General features: G+C 38.9%; 23 protein-coding genes and 1 pseudogene. 1 reads left to right on the top strand and 23 read right to left on the bottom strand.

Going from position 1 to position 17,303, the window contains the following annotated elements; all coding sequences use genetic code 11:
- The 22 genes and pseudogenes from M313_RS25690 to M313_RS0102085 form a co-directional block, all read right to left on the bottom strand.
- Positions 1 to 341 (bottom strand): annotated as a pseudogene (locus M313_RS25690) (hypothetical protein); the annotation flags it as partial.
- A gap of 225 nt (positions 342 to 566) precedes the next feature.
- A complete protein-coding gene (locus M313_RS22410) occupies positions 567 to 839 on the bottom strand; it encodes a hypothetical protein (RefSeq protein ID WP_010191967.1) in 273 nt (90 codons plus the stop codon).
- Between the two features lie 26 nt (positions 840 to 865).
- On the bottom strand, positions 866 to 1,159 hold the full coding sequence (locus M313_RS0102195; RefSeq protein ID WP_010191966.1) for a hypothetical protein: 294 nt from the start codon (positions 1,157 to 1,159) through the stop codon (positions 866 to 868).
- Positions 1,159 to 2,055, bottom strand: a complete 897-nt coding sequence (locus tag M313_RS0102190; RefSeq protein ID WP_010191965.1) for an ABC transporter permease — start codon at positions 2,053 to 2,055, stop codon at positions 1,159 to 1,161. Before M313_RS0102190 ends, M313_RS0102195 begins: the two co-directional genes overlap by 1 nt.
- Positions 2,056 to 2,058: 3 nt before the next feature.
- The gene (locus tag M313_RS0102185) at positions 2,059 to 2,997 is read right to left on the bottom strand and encodes an ABC transporter permease subunit (protein ID WP_010191963.1); all 939 of its coding nucleotides are present in this window, start codon (positions 2,995 to 2,997) and stop codon (positions 2,059 to 2,061) included.
- 515 nt (positions 2,998 to 3,512) lie between these two features.
- Positions 3,513 to 3,986, bottom strand: a complete 474-nt coding sequence (locus M313_RS0102180) for a GNAT family N-acetyltransferase (RefSeq protein WP_010191961.1) — start codon at positions 3,984 to 3,986, stop codon at positions 3,513 to 3,515.
- A 4-nt stretch (positions 3,987 to 3,990) separates the two neighbouring features.
- Complete coding sequence (locus tag M313_RS0102175) at positions 3,991 to 4,752, bottom strand: SDR family oxidoreductase (protein ID WP_010191959.1); 762 nt, start codon at positions 4,750 to 4,752, stop codon at positions 3,991 to 3,993.
- A gap of 290 nt (positions 4,753 to 5,042) precedes the next feature.
- Positions 5,043 to 5,555: a P-loop nucleotide/nucleoside kinase family protein gene (locus tag M313_RS0102170; RefSeq protein WP_010191956.1), complete on the bottom strand. Its 513-nt coding sequence runs from the start codon at positions 5,553 to 5,555 to the stop codon at positions 5,043 to 5,045.
- Positions 5,556 to 5,557: 2 nt separating this feature from the next.
- Positions 5,558 to 6,082 (bottom strand): YcxB family protein, encoded by a 525-nt coding sequence (locus tag M313_RS0102165; protein ID WP_010191955.1) that lies wholly within the window; start codon positions 6,080 to 6,082, stop codon positions 5,558 to 5,560.
- A 488-nt stretch (positions 6,083 to 6,570) separates the two neighbouring features.
- The gene (locus tag M313_RS0102155) at positions 6,571 to 7,416 is read right to left on the bottom strand and encodes an LCP family glycopolymer transferase (protein WP_010191951.1); all 846 of its coding nucleotides are present in this window, start codon (positions 7,414 to 7,416) and stop codon (positions 6,571 to 6,573) included.
- On the bottom strand, positions 7,406 to 7,930 hold the full coding sequence (locus tag M313_RS0102150; protein ID WP_010191949.1) for a sigma-70 family RNA polymerase sigma factor: 525 nt from the start codon (positions 7,928 to 7,930) through the stop codon (positions 7,406 to 7,408). Before M313_RS0102150 ends, M313_RS0102155 begins: the two co-directional genes overlap by 11 nt.
- 181 nt (positions 7,931 to 8,111) lie before the next feature.
- Positions 8,112 to 8,579, bottom strand: coding sequence for a DUF5662 family protein (locus M313_RS0102145; RefSeq protein WP_010191948.1), 468 nt, complete (start codon positions 8,577 to 8,579; stop codon positions 8,112 to 8,114).
- 3 nt (positions 8,580 to 8,582) lie between these two features.
- Positions 8,583 to 9,170: a GNAT family N-acetyltransferase gene (locus M313_RS0102140; RefSeq protein WP_034774069.1), complete on the bottom strand. Its 588-nt coding sequence runs from the start codon at positions 9,168 to 9,170 to the stop codon at positions 8,583 to 8,585.
- A gap of 11 nt (positions 9,171 to 9,181) precedes the next feature.
- Entirely contained in the window at positions 9,182 to 9,715 is a 534-nt protein-coding gene (locus tag M313_RS0102135) for a GNAT family N-acetyltransferase (protein ID WP_010191943.1), read from the bottom strand.
- Positions 9,716 to 9,940: 225 nt separating this feature from the next.
- Positions 9,941 to 10,603, bottom strand: a complete 663-nt coding sequence (locus M313_RS0102125; protein WP_010191940.1) for an HAD family hydrolase — start codon at positions 10,601 to 10,603, stop codon at positions 9,941 to 9,943.
- 281 nt (positions 10,604 to 10,884) lie between these two features.
- Complete coding sequence (locus M313_RS0102115) at positions 10,885 to 11,421, bottom strand: DUF4269 domain-containing protein (protein ID WP_010191938.1); 537 nt, start codon at positions 11,419 to 11,421, stop codon at positions 10,885 to 10,887.
- A gap of 135 nt (positions 11,422 to 11,556) precedes the next feature.
- Positions 11,557 to 12,075, bottom strand: coding sequence for a GNAT family N-acetyltransferase (locus M313_RS0102110; RefSeq protein ID WP_010191936.1), 519 nt, complete (start codon positions 12,073 to 12,075; stop codon positions 11,557 to 11,559).
- A gap of 93 nt (positions 12,076 to 12,168) precedes the next feature.
- Positions 12,169 to 12,570, bottom strand: a complete 402-nt coding sequence (locus M313_RS0102105; RefSeq protein WP_010191935.1) for a hypothetical protein — start codon at positions 12,568 to 12,570, stop codon at positions 12,169 to 12,171.
- Between the two features lie 157 nt (positions 12,571 to 12,727).
- On the bottom strand, positions 12,728 to 13,372 hold the full coding sequence (locus M313_RS0102100) for a peroxiredoxin-like family protein (RefSeq protein WP_010191933.1): 645 nt from the start codon (positions 13,370 to 13,372) through the stop codon (positions 12,728 to 12,730).
- 137 nt (positions 13,373 to 13,509) lie between these two features.
- Entirely contained in the window at positions 13,510 to 14,382 is an 873-nt protein-coding gene (locus M313_RS0102095; RefSeq protein ID WP_010191930.1) for an AraC family transcriptional regulator, read from the bottom strand.
- Positions 14,383 to 14,482: 100 nt separating this feature from the next.
- Positions 14,483 to 15,145 carry a Type 1 glutamine amidotransferase-like domain-containing protein gene (locus M313_RS0102090; protein ID WP_010191928.1) on the bottom strand — a complete coding sequence of 221 codons (663 nt, stop codon included), beginning with the start codon at positions 15,143 to 15,145 and terminating at the stop codon, positions 14,483 to 14,485.
- A 24-nt stretch (positions 15,146 to 15,169) separates the two neighbouring features.
- A complete protein-coding gene (locus M313_RS0102085; RefSeq protein WP_010191925.1) occupies positions 15,170 to 15,880 on the bottom strand; it encodes a GNAT family N-acetyltransferase in 711 nt (236 codons plus the stop codon).
- A gap of 103 nt (positions 15,881 to 15,983) precedes the next feature.
- On the opposite strand from M313_RS0102085, the gene M313_RS0102080 reads away from it, so the two are divergent.
- Positions 15,984 to 16,394, top strand: coding sequence for a DUF4181 domain-containing protein (locus tag M313_RS0102080; protein WP_010191924.1), 411 nt, complete (start codon positions 15,984 to 15,986; stop codon positions 16,392 to 16,394).
- Positions 16,395 to 16,436: 42 nt separating this feature from the next.
- Here the strand turns inward: M313_RS0102080 and M313_RS0102075 are convergent, their stop codons facing one another.
- Positions 16,437 to 17,297 carry a GAF domain-containing protein gene (locus tag M313_RS0102075; RefSeq protein ID WP_010191922.1) on the bottom strand — a complete coding sequence of 287 codons (861 nt, stop codon included), beginning with the start codon at positions 17,295 to 17,297 and terminating at the stop codon, positions 16,437 to 16,439.
- Positions 17,298 to 17,303: the final 6 nt, after the last annotated feature.

Here is a 17,303-nt window from a genome sequence, read left to right as displayed (position 1 = left end):
ATAATTTTTTCTCCCGATATCATATGCGGTAGATGCTTTGTTGAATTATAAAACCCTACCAAATATAGAATTCCGTACACATTGAGAATGGTAAAGACCCACGCAATAACTTCATTCCACTTTTGCAAAAGATAATGAAAAAGTACGCCTTCTCCAGTTATCAATATAGCAAAAACAATAATGAACGTTTTCATCTCTGAAGTTCGATGGTAAGTAAATGCTTTTCCATTATGGTCGACTGTTCTAGATTTCTCAATCCAAACTAGTAATGAATAATAAAAAACATTGAGTTCCGTAATAACAAACTCTACTAAAAATGATTTACCTAACTTCTGCTCCAAGACGATTCTAATATTATTGCTGAAATCTATCCCAGTCCTATTTTTTAAAACTTGATAACGCCTTTTATCACACTAAAAATAATGTATGTTACAATGCATGCTTCTAGTGCTATCACTAACCAGAACAGGTCGCTTAAATATGACCTACTCCAAAGTAGTAATAGCCCTAGAGCAAGTAACAGAATGATTTTTCTAATCTTCATAACCCCGCTTTAATAGAGAATATTAGTAACTACACCCTACGCCCAGCATAGTCAGGAAAAATCCGATCACCAATAAAATCAGTGTGGCCTTCGCAAAGTTCCTCAAGCTTTCGTTGTGATCACCAAATGCCAGAACCAATAGAACGACGAACCCCACAAATGGGATTGCGATAAGAATTAAAACAACAATCCAAGTCCCAAGTGTTACCTCACTCGTATCCCAGCTGTGGCGAGTTGGAGTGGGACCGCGGCTATCAAAATCAGGTTGTTTGTAGTTATAATCATTGTAATCCAATGACATCCTCCTCTCATTCTCGAAAACTATTTGAATATCTCTAACCAAGCCGGATAATCAAATTGTCCTTGTGAAATTTGAAAGAACCTTCCATAGACCCCTAAATGGGTAATACCGTGTTCCCCAGCAACTACTGGTGTATAGGCAGAAAAGAGAAAGAAGTTCACCCGTTCCACTTTCATTTCCATCCCATCCGGAAGCTTTTCATAAGATGGCTCACCTGTCATCTCAAGGTACTCTTTCTCTCTGGGGTTAGTAAGTACAGCAACCACTAGCAAGGTAAACACTAAAAACAACAAACTATATTTCTTCACTCTCATCACATCCCAAAACGGCTAAAGTGCCTTCTCAATCCCTCACCTAAAATATTAAACGTCAAAATAACATACATAATCGCAAACGCTGCAGCAGCTGGAATCCACACGGCTGTATAGATATCTTTACGGGCATCTCCTAAAATGGTCGGCCAGTTGAAGCTTGTGTTGACCAGGTCATACATCCCGCCAGGCGGAACCTCCACAAATTGCATCGTAATAAAAATCGAGAAGATTCCAAGCTGGCCGATAATCAACGCCACTCTTCCAATATCAAAGCAAAAATTAACCAACATGGTTGGCAGCAACGTCGGCAAGAAGTGATTCTTGGCAATGCCAAAATTCGATAACCCAACTGTGCGAGCCGCATCAACATACGGTTTATTTTTTACATGAATCAATTGATCCCGAATTGTCACGCCAACACGCCCCACTTCCACCAATGCTATGCTGAAAATAACAATCCAGAACCTATTTTCTGCATAAATCAAAAGTGGTAGATTAAACGCCAAAATGGCAAAGAAAATGACTGGCATACTAGAAAAAATCTGATCCCACACGTTAAGGAAATTGGAGATAAAGCGTCCCCCGAGCGATGCAATTGCACCAAGCACAACGCCTACAACATAACGAATGCTAGTAATTAAAAAAATGAGCAACAATGTATCTTTTGCACCCATGACAAGAAGACTTACCATGTTTCTGCCTTCATGGTCAGAGCCCAGCGGAAAGTCTGCTGATGGAGGGAAAGGTGCTGAAACAATACCCCCAGCCTCTGGAAAGATCAATCGTTTCCCTTCTAATCCCTCTTTTACATAGGAAAAAGAGGACCCGAATGCCGCCACCAGAATTAACAAAAACAGAAAAAACCCTCCGGCCCAAAGCGCTGTATTTTTCCGCATCCCTTACGCTCCTTTCTGGCTGAGCTTTGTCAGCATAATCATTTTTACAATATGAACGACAAGCACCGTTGCTATAAAACAAAGTGCGAAACCAAAAACGAGTCCCGCTTCAATGTCTGAAGTGCCGAATCCAACGGTATTCTGTCTTCCACCTAATGCCACAAACATCCGGTTCCCTGCCCCAGCATAGCCGGTCAAGTACTCCACCATCAGCATGTTCGAGATAACCACCATCATGATGGTCGGCAGGTGGGCAATTAAATCAAGCGCGCTGTTCCTCATTATATGACGGTTAATAACCTGCCTGGCTTTAAATCCTTTCGCAAAAGCCGTTCGGATATAGTCCTGACCATCTTGATTCAGGAGCGAAACACATGTCATACGCGCAACATACATCGTTGGATAAATGGAAACAAGTAATGCCGGCGCGGCAAAGCTGTACCAATTCTTATTGCTGAAAATCATCCCCATCGGCAAATAATAGAATGCTAGATAAAAAGCGATAATTACGACGAAAAAGTCAGGAATCGACTGAAAAAGCCACGTCGTTCCGTTCCCAAGCAGATTCTTTTTCGTGTATGTATTGCGGTAATCAAAAATCCCCTTTAAAATGCCGAAAATTATGCTGACCACAAATCCAATCATGATAATAAGTAAACTTTTCGGATAGTATCGGATTAGTTCTTTTTCCACCGAAGTCTGTGAGAACATCGTTCCACCAAGACTCTGGTGCTCCCATATATGCTGAAAGAACTGTACGATGTTTGATTTGTACACTTCGAAAAATAGAGAAAGTTGAAACCCTTGAAATGCTCCATCTTCTAGATTCATAGGGATTTCTCCGTAGTACCCTCCTCTTGGGAAAAAAATGAGCAGGATAGTGAAAATCAAAGCTAAAATAACGGAAACAGACAACTTGAGTGATTCTTTCTTGAGTTCCATTAGATCCCCCTTTTTTAAAACATTCAGTCTTTTACTTTGTGTATCTCCAATTATTTCAAAATAGTTCGTAATACTCAATTGTTTTTTGAAGATTTTGTTAAAAGTAAATTAGAGGTTGTTTACATTTCATCACATTTAAGGAGAACAACTAAAAACACTCCAAAATGATGGAGTGTTACTTATAACATGTTTTATTGTACTATTGTAGTGCTGTGAACAGGGCTTTGGGAATATAGACGTTTTCTATTTGACCTTTCCCCCTATTTCACTACCGCTTCGGGCGTATAGACGCGTTCTATTTGACCTTTTCACCTATTTCGTCATCGCTTCGGGCATATAGACCCGTTCTATATGACCTTTTCACCTATTTCACTACCACTTCAGGCGTATAGAGGCGTTCTATTCGACCTTTCCACCTATTTCACTACCGGTTCGGGCGTATAGACGCGTTCTATTTGACCTTTTCACCTATTCCATCACCGCTTCGGGCATATAGAATCTTCTCAGCTATCTCCTTACTGCAACAACCGCTCAAATACCACCATATCCACCGCCTGAATCCCATCCTCAAAAATAGGTTCAGGATAATTCAAAAAGAAATCCTTCTTTATTTCCGCCATCCTAAATCCAGCTTTTTGATAGAAGGCAAGATTGGCAATGCTGGAGTTGGCGGTGCCGACCATCATTTTGCGAAAACCCTGTTCTCTGAAAATCTCGAAAGACAAATCAATGACCTGCTTCCCTAGTCCGTGCCCACGAAACTGGGGATCCAACGCGATGTTTTTCAGCTCCACTACACTCTCGGCCTCTTCCAAAAACAAGGCCACACCACCCACCAAGCCGCCTTCCACAACAATCGCAAACATTTGCCCCTCCGCAATATACTCCTTCACCACGCTCTCGCTCTCATCCGCCATTACCAAATACGGCAAGTACTCCAAGCGATCCGAACTCTCAACCAACTCTAATCGTACACTCGTCTCTCCCATAACTCTACCTCCTAAATCCGCCTTCTGAATGGATAATCTGTCCTGTCACCCAATCCGATTCTTCACTGACAAGAAACTTTATAGTCCGTGCCACATCACTAGGCAAGCCTACCCGTCCGGACGGGAACATGGCAGAAAGATCCGACTTGATTTCCTCTGTCATCCAACCTGTATCAGTCGGTCCAGGATTGATGGCATTGACCGTGATTCCAAGCTTGCCAACCTCTGCCGCTAACGTTATCGTCATGGCATCAATCGCACCTTTCGTCGTCGCATACGGCAGCTCGCCTGGCATCGGCCCGCGAAATTGACCGGATGTGAGATTAACAATCCGTCCACCGCTGCCAAAGGTGAACTGCTGAGCAAATCTACTGCTTAACAGCACAGTAGCCCGGATGTTTACAAGATAGTGCTTATCCAGATCCTCCGCTGTTATCTTGCTATAATCATCATTGGTGGAATAGGCCGCGTTATTCACCAGAATACTAGGCTCACCAAGGTCCTCCCTCACATTTTGAAACAACACATCAGCCGCTTCCACACTTGTGAGGTCAAGCTCCATCATGCCCACTGACACGCCAAATCTCTCCAGCTCTTCTTTTAAAAGTTGCGGTTCTCTAGCTTCAGAACCCCACGGCATCTCCTCATCATAAGGCGTCCAGTACGTAAAAAATATAGGGTGTCCCGCTTTTGCCAACTCCCTGCACACCGCTGCTCCAATTCCTTTTAAACGACTTGCACCAGTTACTACTGCAATTCTATTCATAAAATAACCCTCCAATTGTTAGGGTATAAACAAGTAAGATCCGATAAAAGAGATGTTTTTCCCCATAAAAAAACAGGTGCACCAAAGGCACCTGTTTCAAGTGGGGTATCGACTCCACAACATGTGTATCCCTTTAATGAAATGATGGACGGACAGACTGATTCCTTGGTCGGAACTGCTGACACTATCCAGTTACTCAATTTTCATTAAAGGTTATTCCACATTGTTAGGCTTTCGATTCCCCTTCCGTTCATCTCTTTCTTTTATGGTAAGAATTTCTAAGGGGTCTGTCAAGAAGAATAACGCGTAATGTTTTTCGCGATTTCTTCTATAATGACATTCGGTTCCTTATTGGTCGTATCATACAAATGAGGCGCGTTTTCCTCTTTATTTTCCAGCTGATGTAGAAGCTCCAAAGAACGAGGAATCATTTCGGTGTCTCCCCGTCTCGTTATCCGCTCCACAAGCACCTCAGGATCGGCACGCAAGACATAGTAGTGAAGTATTATATCCAAACCTGTCTGATGGAGTTCCTTGCAAAACCATTCCAACTCATCCTCCACCACATAATCGATGACAACATCATAGCCATTCAGCAGAAAATTCTTGGTCAGGCTGCTTAAGTTCTGCCAGACGATGGAGAGCTTCTCTTCCCAAGCAGGTTGCTCCTCACCAACAAACATAGCGCTGATGAGGTCCCCCTCAATCAAAACCGCTTTCTTTAATTTGCAGGCCAATCCCTTTGTAATGGTCGATTTCCCAACACCGCACGGCCCGGAAATGATATAAACGTTCCTCGTCATGGCTACACCGTTCCCTCTAACAATTTCACTTTCTGAGTCAATGCGTTATTATGTATGATCTTTCTCAGCTTATTCATCTCATGGTTGACCATAAAACTCTTCGGCAACAAGACTGCCTTATTTTTCGAAACATAGAATAGGAACATTTCCTTCTGTTCATGAATGGAAAGGATATCATCCCACTCCCAAAACGCTTCCGCTTTCCGTCGTTTCTGCTGGATACCATCCTCACTGATTGTCAAAAAGACCTCATTTTGCATCAGCTTGTCACTTTTGTATTCTTTTGCAGAACGAAAATTCATTACAATTGTTAGCATTAGTTTAATGATACCCCACAGGATGAGGGCAGTAATCAAGGCAAAAAACCAACCTAAATCAAGGATTAGCCAAGTATACAAAAAGAAGCCCAATAACAAGACAGTCAGCAATATCTTGTTCAACGACTGAATATGATAGCCCAAGAATTTCTTGAAAATCTCCTTACTAATTACTCCACTTACAGAAACTACTTCTTTCTTTTCTTCCAAAAAAAATCACTCCTCTGTTACAAGGATAACATGAATTTAACCGTTTAGCCTGCTAGACTGGCAGCCTACTCCATCGTCCCGTCATCAAAAAAACGCTTCTCACATTTAGGGCATACATACGCGTAGGACAACTCAATTTCTTTATCATACTTGAGAGGAAGCCGCTTCTTACAATTAGGACATCTCCAGAAAATGAGGGAAACGATAGTGAATATGATTACAATAATAATAGATAAATAAAACAACCAGACAATTTCAAAAACCTGCCCTAAAAAACTGAAAAACCCTCCCACAAACAACATCCACACAATTCCATTCCTGATTCTTAACGGGTTTAGGTACTTCATCCACTTTCTTCCCACAGCTCTCACCCCTTTGTAAGTTATACGATTCTTTTGCTTGGATGTTTCACTTGAATGCAAAAAAGAGTGGTATTTACGTTGGGGGCGTAAAACTACCACTCTTGTTTTGTTCATTAAAACGTTCTCTTACTGCTTCAAACTACTTTTCACTTCCTCCAACTCTTCACCTTCTAATTTGTAATAATAGATCCCCTCCATTTTTTTTGCACTTGCTTTCTCCGCAATATTGATTGTATTTATTTCTACTGCTTCCGGAATCCCCTCTAAAACATCTAATTCAATCGATTCTTCCGACATAACCCCTAATACAGCTGATAATAGTTCATAATGTTCCTTTTCCTCGTTCTCCGTTAATAGATCTCTTATCGAAAGGGAGGTTAACACTTCTTCTCCTCCTAATACTTTTCCACCTGACTCCATCGTAATTCCGCCAATTTGATCAATAAACTTTGTAAACTCATCTTCCGTTAACACTGAAAATGCATCATCTCTAATCTGAAAGAAATTTAGTAGCGTTTTTTTAACTCCCTCCTGTCCCCCATACGCATAGGCATGCAACATTTTATCCCGTCCTATTTCTTTACCTTCCCCATTAAAAATAGGTACATAAAGATCTCTTGGAACAGACAGCACATTTAAAGTTTTCAAATTCGTATTATAGGAATAAACAATATTTAATGAGGCTCTAAAATTCTCATCTGTTACTAAAAGAACCCCTGTCTGTATATGTTTAGTGGATGCGCTATTAAGGTTATCCTGTTTCTCTTCGCTAGGAAAAGACAACAAAACCATTAATAAAAATACGGTTGCAACTCCAAGGAAAGAGGTAAGCACAACAGGCTTAAATCGAAAAAAAGAAAACTTTTTATTCTTTCTGGTATGAAGCTTTTCGAAAACTTTCTTTCTATCATCAGCGCTAAACTCCACTCGGTCAAAGCCCTCGAAAAACGTATCTTTCTCCTTATTGTTCATAGATTTCTCTCCTTTCCACTTCCTGCTTTAACCTCTCTCTTCCTCTCGTTATCCTGCTCTTAACAGTACTAATTGGCACACCTAGTAGTTCAGCAATTTCCTCCATCGTCATTTCATCATAATAATATAAGAAAATAATTTCACGGTATTTTGGTGGCAATGTAAATATTGAGCTTTTCACCCTACCCATTTCCCACTTCTTCAACGCCTCTTCTTCCGATGACATGGCGCTACTTCTATTCCCTTGATAAATCTCCATCATTCTTGACCTTTTATAGGCCCAACTCTTTAGATAATCCTTACATTCATTGATGGTAATCCTGTAAAGCCATGTTTTCAGAGTAGACTCATGTCTGAAGCTTGTTATTTTTGTATAACACTTGAAAAATGTATTTTGCACAATGTCTTTTGCAATCTCCTCTTCTTTCACATAAGAATAAGCAAGTCTTGCCAACTGATCGCCATACTCCAGCATAACCTTCTCTAATAATCGCGCTCTCTCGTTTTCGTTCACAATATCCCCTCTTTTTCTCTATAAGCACCCGTTGGACGATTGAGTGGATGGAATTGTTTCAAAAATACCTTAAATTATTTTACACTCTTTGGAGTAAGGGGTTAAAATACAAAAACCCAGGGTCATTAAACACTGGGTCTTTGAGGAAATTTAATAGTCTCTTAAGAACGGTATTTTTTATCTATGTATCTGTCTCAAATGTATCTTTATAATCCCTTAACAATATTTCTAGCTCTATTCTTGTATCTGGATGCAGTATGATTTTATCTCCAAGATTCAAGTTATAACTTTTAACTTTCCTTCCCCACTTTCTTGAGAAAGAACGCCAATCACAGACCATTTCAATGAGATACTTTCTTGGCATAGGCAAAGCTTGTTTAGTACGCGGGTCTACCACCCAATACTCCCAATGATGCTTATTCTTATTTTGATGGTGTAGCCAAGCGTATTTCCACCTTAATTCATCGTCCGCGCTTTTATCTTCATTGTAAAAGAACTTCTTTGCATAAGGAAAAAACTCTTGAGGTGAAAACTTTGAACAATCATGAATTATTCCTTGTAGGTACAGCCCTTCTTTCCAACACTCGACAAGCACATTTAATTTATGTTCAATGATATACAGGAAGTACTTCCTACAAGCTAGTAGCATATGTTATCCTCCTGTGTCATACTTCCAGTCCATTCTAGTTAATGTATAGTGATTAAACAATTCACCGTCTATCACACGCTTCCCTTGATAAGTGAATCCACACTTTTCAATCACTTTATTAGATGATGGGTTATGTTGTAAAGCTACTGCGTTATGAATCTCTAACTTTGTGTGTGTGAATAAGTAATTTATTAACCCTAAAGAGGCCCTAGTCGCGTAACCCTTCCCATGGTACTCAGCTGAAATGGCATACATGATTTCTCTATTCGGAGCAGGAAGTTCCTCTTTTATGCCAGTACAACACCATCCAATGAATTCATCTGTTGCACTTATAAATACTCCTAGTTTTAGAAAGTGACCTTCTATATCAGCTGTGCTTTTAACCGCTTCAAGAAACTCCTTGTTCGCTGGTATTTCATAGTTAGTAACCCAATCTATTCTTTGCTCTTTCGTCGACTTCCAATCTGGCAGAAAATTAGATATCTCAGGTTGATTGGAGATTTTGTATATACTGTCTGCATCTTTTATGGAAAACTCTTGGAGATAAATATCTCCACAATCAATCCTAAGAAGTTCTACCGACACTCTCATCCCCCCTTGACCTATTCAAATTTATCTCTCCAAATCATATGATGATAGCCTTCGCCCCAATAGTTTTCTAACAAATAAGCAGGTTCCCCAAATTTCTTCTTCCAAATACTTTGCGCACGTGCATACCCGCTATCTAAGCAAAATTCAAGAATCCCTTTCTTTCGCAGTGTTTGATACATATTCTCTAAAAGTAAATTCCCTACTCCCATCTCTTGGTAATCAGGATGAACAAACACTGTGCCCACCTCATGCAATTCCTTTAAAGCGTTATCTGTACATTTACAAATAAGATCACTTGCTGCCCCATGTTCAATTGTGCCAATGATCTTTTCACTCTCTAATGCCAGCAGAAAAAATCGATCCTCTCCATTGCTTGACAGGTCCCCTGCTAAGTAAGCTTTCTTGGACTCAACCTCCGCTTCTAAATCCTCTAACTGATCCCCGATACCCTCTTTATTAAATGTATCTTCAATCACCGTTCTGAAAAATTGATGTAGTTCATTAATATCTTTCGTCCTTGGCCTTCTTATCTCTATGTCAAGCACCCTTGAACCTCTTCTCTTATTTGTTTTTGATTTCTTCTAATAAAGATATTACCTTTTCATTTTGTTCTATTAACGTATCATTTTGTTTTCTAATTCTGGCAAAGTCGAATAAAAATATAAAAACAGCAATGGTAATAAAGATAAGCAATTCAAGCACCTCTTTACATCATAAAATATTTGTTCCTTATTTTAGTAGCTACAAACTTACACTTTTCAAAATTCATATTAAACCCTGCTTCCAAGCAATAGATCTTTTAATTGTCCTACACTAGTAACCATGTAAGTTGGCCTTGCATCCCTTATTTCTCCTAAAGAACCGTACCCATAAGTAACTCCAATAGAGTCAATCCCTGTATTTTTCGCCCCAATGATATCGTGCTTCCGATCTCCAAGCATGACAAAGTCAGTACGTTTAAAATCAGTATATATATCAAGTATGTATTGAATGATTTCCGTTTTGGATGACCTTGTTCCATCTAGATTACTTCCAACAATAAGTTGAAAATACTCCTCTAACTCAAAGTACTTTATTATTTTTTCAGCAAAAACAGTAGGCTTTGAAGTCGCAACCACTAACAAATAACCGTGTTCTTTTAATGACGCTAACAGCAAGGGAATATTAGGGTAAAGGACATTTTCAAACATCCCCTTCTCCTTAAATCTTTCACGGTAAAAAGCAATAGCACGTTTTGATTCCTTTTCATCCAAACCATAATACTCCACAAAAGAAACATGTAGTGGTGGACCGATAAAATTCTGTAGTCTATCAGGTTCAGCTTCCATAATGCCGATTTTCTCTAGCGAATATTGAACCGATTTTGTAATACCTTCTTTAGGGTCGGAAAGCGTTCCATCTAAATCGAATAGAATGACCTTGTATTCTTCCAAAAAGCTCCCTCCTTGTTACTACTGATTACTGATTACTGCTTACGCACCCGTGAATGTCGTTTATCCGCTGCATTCAAAATAAATGAAATAGAAAAAAAGTTGATGCTTACTCCTACAGAAATCATTATCCAATTAGGCAATAGAAATAAATCTACTAGTAAAAGTGAGAACAATGGAGTAATTAATATTAAGGCCATACCAATAAAAAACGACTTTCTCTCCGATACTGCTTTGATTTTATCTATCATTTTTTCACCTTTTACGTTAAGAATGGAAGCTCTTTATGGCTGTACAATCCCTTCTTCCACACCGAACAAAAGAAGGCCTTCATAAGGATCGCCGCTAATGTTAAAAAGTTTACAAAATGCCGGTTCCGTTTTATATCCCAACTTTTTAAGGCTAATCACTTTCTCTCTTAAATCTGGATCTCTTTGCAACAGTTCATATTCAATCATCATATGCAAATACGCGTATTGCTTATGTACAGGTGTATTTTGACCGAACAATTCAAACTCGAAATCATAAAAAGAAAACTTTGCTTTCACGACTTCTTTTCCCCGAATCGCTTTTCTTTTTAAAGTGAAATTTTCTTTATCAGTATAAAGAGTATGTAATTCGTTTGCAAAAGTATCTAATTCATTTACCTCCATAATGATGTCTAAATCAGACCCATTGATATCAATATTTATAGGGAAAGTCCCACATAGGACTGGGTTATATACGTGCAGATCATCTAAAATCTGTAATTCCTCAATTGCTGTATATGCCTTCTGGTGCTGTTCATTGCCAGTCTTCAGCCGCTCGAAAAGATTGATCAAATAACTACTCCCCCAATACTTATAAAAATTCAGCCCTATCCCAGACTCATGAATAGCGCTAAAACTACATGTCTCCGTTCATTACTTTTTCATAAAACTATTATTTCGACATTGTAACGCAAAACCCTCCAGTTATTACCTGTTCTCAAATTCCCATTTATAATAAACAAATTTTAGAATGTTACCATTCATCTCAAATTCCTCGTTGCTGGTTGATATATACTTAAATTCATTTTTCTCCAATATCTTTTGAGAACCAATATTATTTGTTGTGGTTTGCGCGTTAATTTGTTTAATACCTTTTTCTCTGCATATTTGCAAAAACAAACCTAATGCTTTGTTTGCAATTCCCTTTCCAGCGTAGTTCTTCCCTACTCTGTAGCCGACATGTCCTTGTTTTTGAGAAAGGTCAATATCCACTAAATTAATTCGACCAAGTATAGAACCACTTTTATCCTTTATTAAATAAAAATACGAATGTCCATCGGCTTGTTCTTTCAATAAAGCTTTATGGTTAATATGAAAATGACTCAGATTATAATACTCTTCCCCTCGACTTGGAACCATGCTTTCAAAAAAATCCCTGTTTGCAAGTTCGAATTCATATAACTTTACTGCATCCTCTTGTTTTAATTTTTCTAATGTAATTTCCATTGCCATTACCTCGCATATTATTTAAATGGGAAACGAATTAACCAAAAAAGACACTTTATATTAGTCATAAAAAGCGCCCTTTTGTATACACTCTTATTCTTCCTTCAAGCTATCCAACAACACATAACCAAAAACCACCCCAGCTAAGGTTGCAAGATCTAAATGTATGATGTCCATTACAAACGGAATGTACCTAAATAAGCTAGTAAGTGAAAGTAAGGGAACCAAGGCTACATAAAGAGTAGGGAGCCCGACTGCTAGTAGCTTCATCCAATTCACTGACCATGATTTTTTCTGTTGTATCTCTTTTATTAATTTTGGTAAGCGAAGGAGAATTCCGATTAAGATCGGGAATAACGCTGCAAATATCACTTGCGGCCAAAAATTATAGTTCATTTGCGCTTCATCCAGTAAATGCAACTCATACCTTGATCCGGCATAATATATAAACCCGATAACTATTGTCCAGACAAAATACCTGAAAAATTTCTTCATGTTAAACCTCCCTATAATTACTGGGTGTTCCTTAGTATTTATACGGGGATCTAGTTGAAAAGTTTCACGTTACTCTGTTAAATTTTTCTAGCTCTTAAAAAAGAGCAAAAATGGCCTGAGAATAGAATCCCAGGCCATTTTTCTAAAATATTTATTTTTAGATACTCTTTAAAACATCAATCACTTTACCCGGCTCAACACGTTTTGTATAGTCAGAATCAACATCTGCAAATACAATGTTACCTGTTTGATCAATAACAAATGTCGCTGGTTTTGGTAGTTCCCAATCACCATTTCCATTATGGTCCGAAACCATTAAGCCTGAATCTTTATATATCTCTACTAAATAATCCGGCATTTTAAATACTAAATTGAATTGTTCTGCAACTTGATTGCTTTCATCACTAAGAACCAAGAATTCAAGTTCATTCTTTTCCTTTGTAGACAGGGAAGCATCCGGTGTCTGTGGACTGATAGCGATTAAAGTTGCACCAGCGTTTTGGATAGCGTCTAATTCTCTCTGGTAAGCTTTTAATTCAAGATTGCAGTATGGGCACCATCCGCCTCGATAGAATGTCAGGATTACTGGACCTTTTTCAAGCTCTTCTTTCATGGACACCATTTTGCCAGTTGCGTCAGGAAGTGTAAAATCAGGTACTCTCTCTCCCACTGTGAGGCCCTTCGCCACTCCGGACTCCTCTAATTCTTTTGTTGCCTGCGCCATTAAACGTTGCTTTTCCTCTGGAGCCTTTTGTTTAAATACCTCTTTATAAGCTTTAATTTCTTCGAGCAAAGTAGACATCCTTCTTTTACCTCCTTATGATCTGTACGAAATAACCTTAACAAAAATATGTTTTCTTTTCTTCTAATTTGCTTGAAGACAGAAATTCAATCTATAGGAAAACGCAGGAGATTACCCCTGCGCTTTACGTCCTTTATTCACTTCTTTAAAACTGGAATCCATATTTCACATTTTACTGATGGTGCTGATAAATCCCTATTTTTAATCGACAACATTTCAGGCCCTGCTGTTACTTGATAGTTCGAAGATAGGAACCACTCAGAATAAATCCTTCCCCAAGTTTCCTGGAGGGTTTGAGGAAATGGTCCGGTTGATTCAAATATGGCCCATGTTGAGGCAGGGACTTTCAGTTTTGAAAAGTTTTCAGGATTCTCTTGCGTTGTTGCGACTCCAATATACTGATCCAACTCACCTTTCTCTTCCATCCGTCCTTCCGAGAAATTAGTAGATGCTTGAATCATACCCTTTGGTTCCACATTGGAGAGCTTTTGTAAGTGGGATATTTTATCAGCATCCAAGGATTTCCACATCTCTGCAATTTCGGGATTTTCTCCTTGAAAAACGATGGGAACCCGTTTCTTGATTCCAACGATATTAAATGCTTCTTTTTGTTCTATTCGGAAATTCATTTCATTTCCTCCTCTAATTGATAATTGAAAGGTCATAAGAGGATAGGCTTTTAGTTGTTGACCATTTTCTCTTGCTTCTGATGGTGTGATGCCATGTAAATTGAAAAAGGCTCTAGTAAAAGAATCCGGTGAATTGTATCCATACTTTATTGCAACATCGATTACTTTTACCTTACTATTATGAAGCTCTAAAGCTGCCAAACTAAGTCGTCTGCGGCGTATATATTCTGATAGGGTTATACCCGCAAGGAAAGAAAACATTCTTTTGAAATGATATTCAGAACAATGAGCTGTCCTTGCCACGACCTTAAAATCTATTTCACTAGTAAGGTTTTCCTCGATATACTTCATTGCAGTATTCATGTCCTTAAGCAAATCCATTAATATGACCCCCTTTCATCAATAGAATAACAGGAGTATAAACTAGTCATCCGATATTTTGTGCACCATTTTGCAGGATTATAATCTATTCGTTTTAGAGCTAAAGTAGCTTCCAATGTCCTTCGGTAACAACTTCTACTGCTCCGTCAATTACTTTGATGGCGGTTTGGTCATCAATCGCATATGCTGGTCCTTGCATTCCTGCAGCCCATTTCTCTGCAGCAGCCATGGTGTTTCCCGGCAACATTTCGTGATCCAGATGAGGGAACATGGAAAAATCAACAAGCCCCAGCGTTTTATCTTCACCGTTTAGTGGAGTCCAGCCAACGAAAAATCCCCCAATATTCGGTCCCATCACCATGCTCCCTGCACTCATTCCCACATAAACGGCGTTCAGCTCTGGCAAGAGATCTGCCAGTCCCGATTCCTTCATCCAGTGGTAGAGATAGAGGGCATCGCCGCCCCCCACCAGCAGGACGTCCGCCTCCCGGACCAGCGGCACCCAGCGTTCTTCATCTATGCTTGGCAATGCTGTGAGCTCAAGTATGCCCACGGACTTCCACCCCAAATCGACCATAGGATTCCCTGAATTACCGGTAATAAACTCCCAGGCTTTTTCACCGGGTCCAACCCAAGGGTGTCCGTACATCGCGGTAGGTATGCAAAGGGCCGTGGATTCGGCAATAGGCTTGTCCAACATATCAACCAACGCGTCATGTATGCTTTTGTTATTGACCCCTGCAGATGTTAACAATAATTTCATAACTACACTCCTTTTAAAATGGGCTCATCTGACTATCTTATAAATGCCTTTTCGGTCACGAAGCTCGCAGCCATTTTTCTCAAAGATCTTTATCATATTGGCATTGTTAACATCCGTGCTTCCAACATAATAGGTGGCTTGGAATTTCTTGAGTAACTCCATACTTACTCGATGAATTTGTGCACCAATCCCTTGGCGTCTTAGCTCTGGAACTACTCCGAAATAAAATAGTCTCCCTTCATCTTCCGTGCCTATTTCAATATGAGGAATACTGATTCCTGCAAAAGCTCCATCTTTTAAAAAATAATAGCAATGTTTGCGCCATTCCGGTCCTAGTTCATTTTCTAGTGAACTCATCACTTGGGCTATTGGTTGTTTCGTATTTTTGTTTGCACTTCCTGAACGGCAAAGCTCATATAGTTTCGTGTATTCATGGTCTTTGATTACTCCTTCAGCAAGAGCGTGACACTTTATTTGATTATCCGTTTCCTGCATTTCCTTTAGATCTCTTGTATACTCAATGATACTTGAGATCTTGTCGAACTTCTTTTCAAGCAGCCAGTTTTCATATTGTTCATCCATCAGTAAAGAGAGATACCCAATCTCTAAACGGCTCCAATTCCCGAGGATATCTGTCAATTCTCGTATGTATAATTCAGTTGAAATATCTTCCTTTTTAATTTGGTCCACTAGCCAGTATTCCTGTTTGTTTTTGATGATGTTGAATAAGTTCAATTTTCTCTCCTCCCATTCAAAAAATATCATATTACGCTATGGTAATCTAGAAATAATTGGAATACACTTGTTAAGTAAGAGTTTTCTTTAATGGAGGGTACCTATGCTTTGGTTAAATATTTTCTTCATTGTTATTATCGTTTCTTCTATTATGTATCTAGCAAAGTGGTTTTTACGGAAACTATTTAATATTGAGAAGACTAAAAAGAAGTTCTTTTCTTACAATCATATTAATAAATGGCACGCAAGAATTGATTGGGCTTTGAGGATCGTTACTGTGGTTGTAAACTTCATTCTTATTTTCCTGATTTCTTATGAGCGTATATCTATATTGAGTATCTCTTTGGTTCTTGTGCTAATTATTCTGTCAGATTTTTTTATACGCGCGTTCTTTGAATGGAAATACACTGATAATCCAAAAGAAGCGATTTTAACCATTAGTGACATGGTAATATTACTTGTTTCAGTCGCCCTTGTTTTTGGGTTTGATTTATTAAATTTAAATGTAAGTTAAAGCAAAAAAAGCAACCATCACCTGGTTGCTTTTTCTAGTAAATCATCTTTTTTCCTTTAACAAAGTAAACCCAACTCTCTTTAAAGCCTGTTCTAAGTTGGACTGTACGAGGATATCATCTGTCTCAAATCCGACGCCAATAGCTTTGATGGCAACATCCGGGGTAATTCCAGTTAAGATTGGTTTTACCCCTATTATGTGAAGTAGGTTGACTATTTTGAGTAAAGAATAGCTTACTAGTTCATTTATTTTTCCTATGCCAGAAAGGTCGATAATTAAATAGTCCAAATCTAAGTCCTGACTTTTTTCTAACGCAAGGGAGATGATTGTATCTGCTCGTTGTTCATTGACATTACCTGTAATAGTAAGGACGGCAACACCTTTTGTTATAGGAATGAACGGAACAGAGAGACTCCGGATTTGTTGGTATGCTTCATCCAGTTCAAGCACATATGTAAGCAGCGATCCCATTGTTTCAAAAATTTCAATTAGTTCTTCCCGAAAATCATGTGGTCTATTATCCAATCCACATAGTGTGCCGTAATTTTCTCCATCTTCATAGTAAATAGGTATACCTATAAAGCTACCCTCACCTAGACTTTTGGTGACAACCATGTCCTTTGTCAGGTTACTTTGTGTAATATCCGGAATGATTAAAGGCTTGGTGCCGTGGTCCACAGACAGCTTGCAGAATGTTTGTTCAAAAGGAAGGGTTCCACCTTCTTCTAGCAAAATATCCTTTTTATTGAGTACTTTGATGATTTTGTTCGTACAGCGATCATTCTTTGCAATGAACAGGGTATTGATGTCGAGTAGCCTGCTCATCATTTTTAAGATATTATCTGCTGCCTCATCAAAATTTTTGTAGATCATTTTCTGTGTGCTATAAGAGGTGTTTTGCATTACATA

Origin of the sequence: Bacillus sp. m3-13 (genome assembly GCF_000175075.1) — a bacterium.
Taxonomy (GTDB): Bacteria; Bacillota; Bacilli; order Bacillales; family Bacillaceae_I; genus Sutcliffiella_A; species Sutcliffiella_A horikoshii_C.
This window is presented reverse-complemented; position numbering and strand designations above follow the sequence as displayed.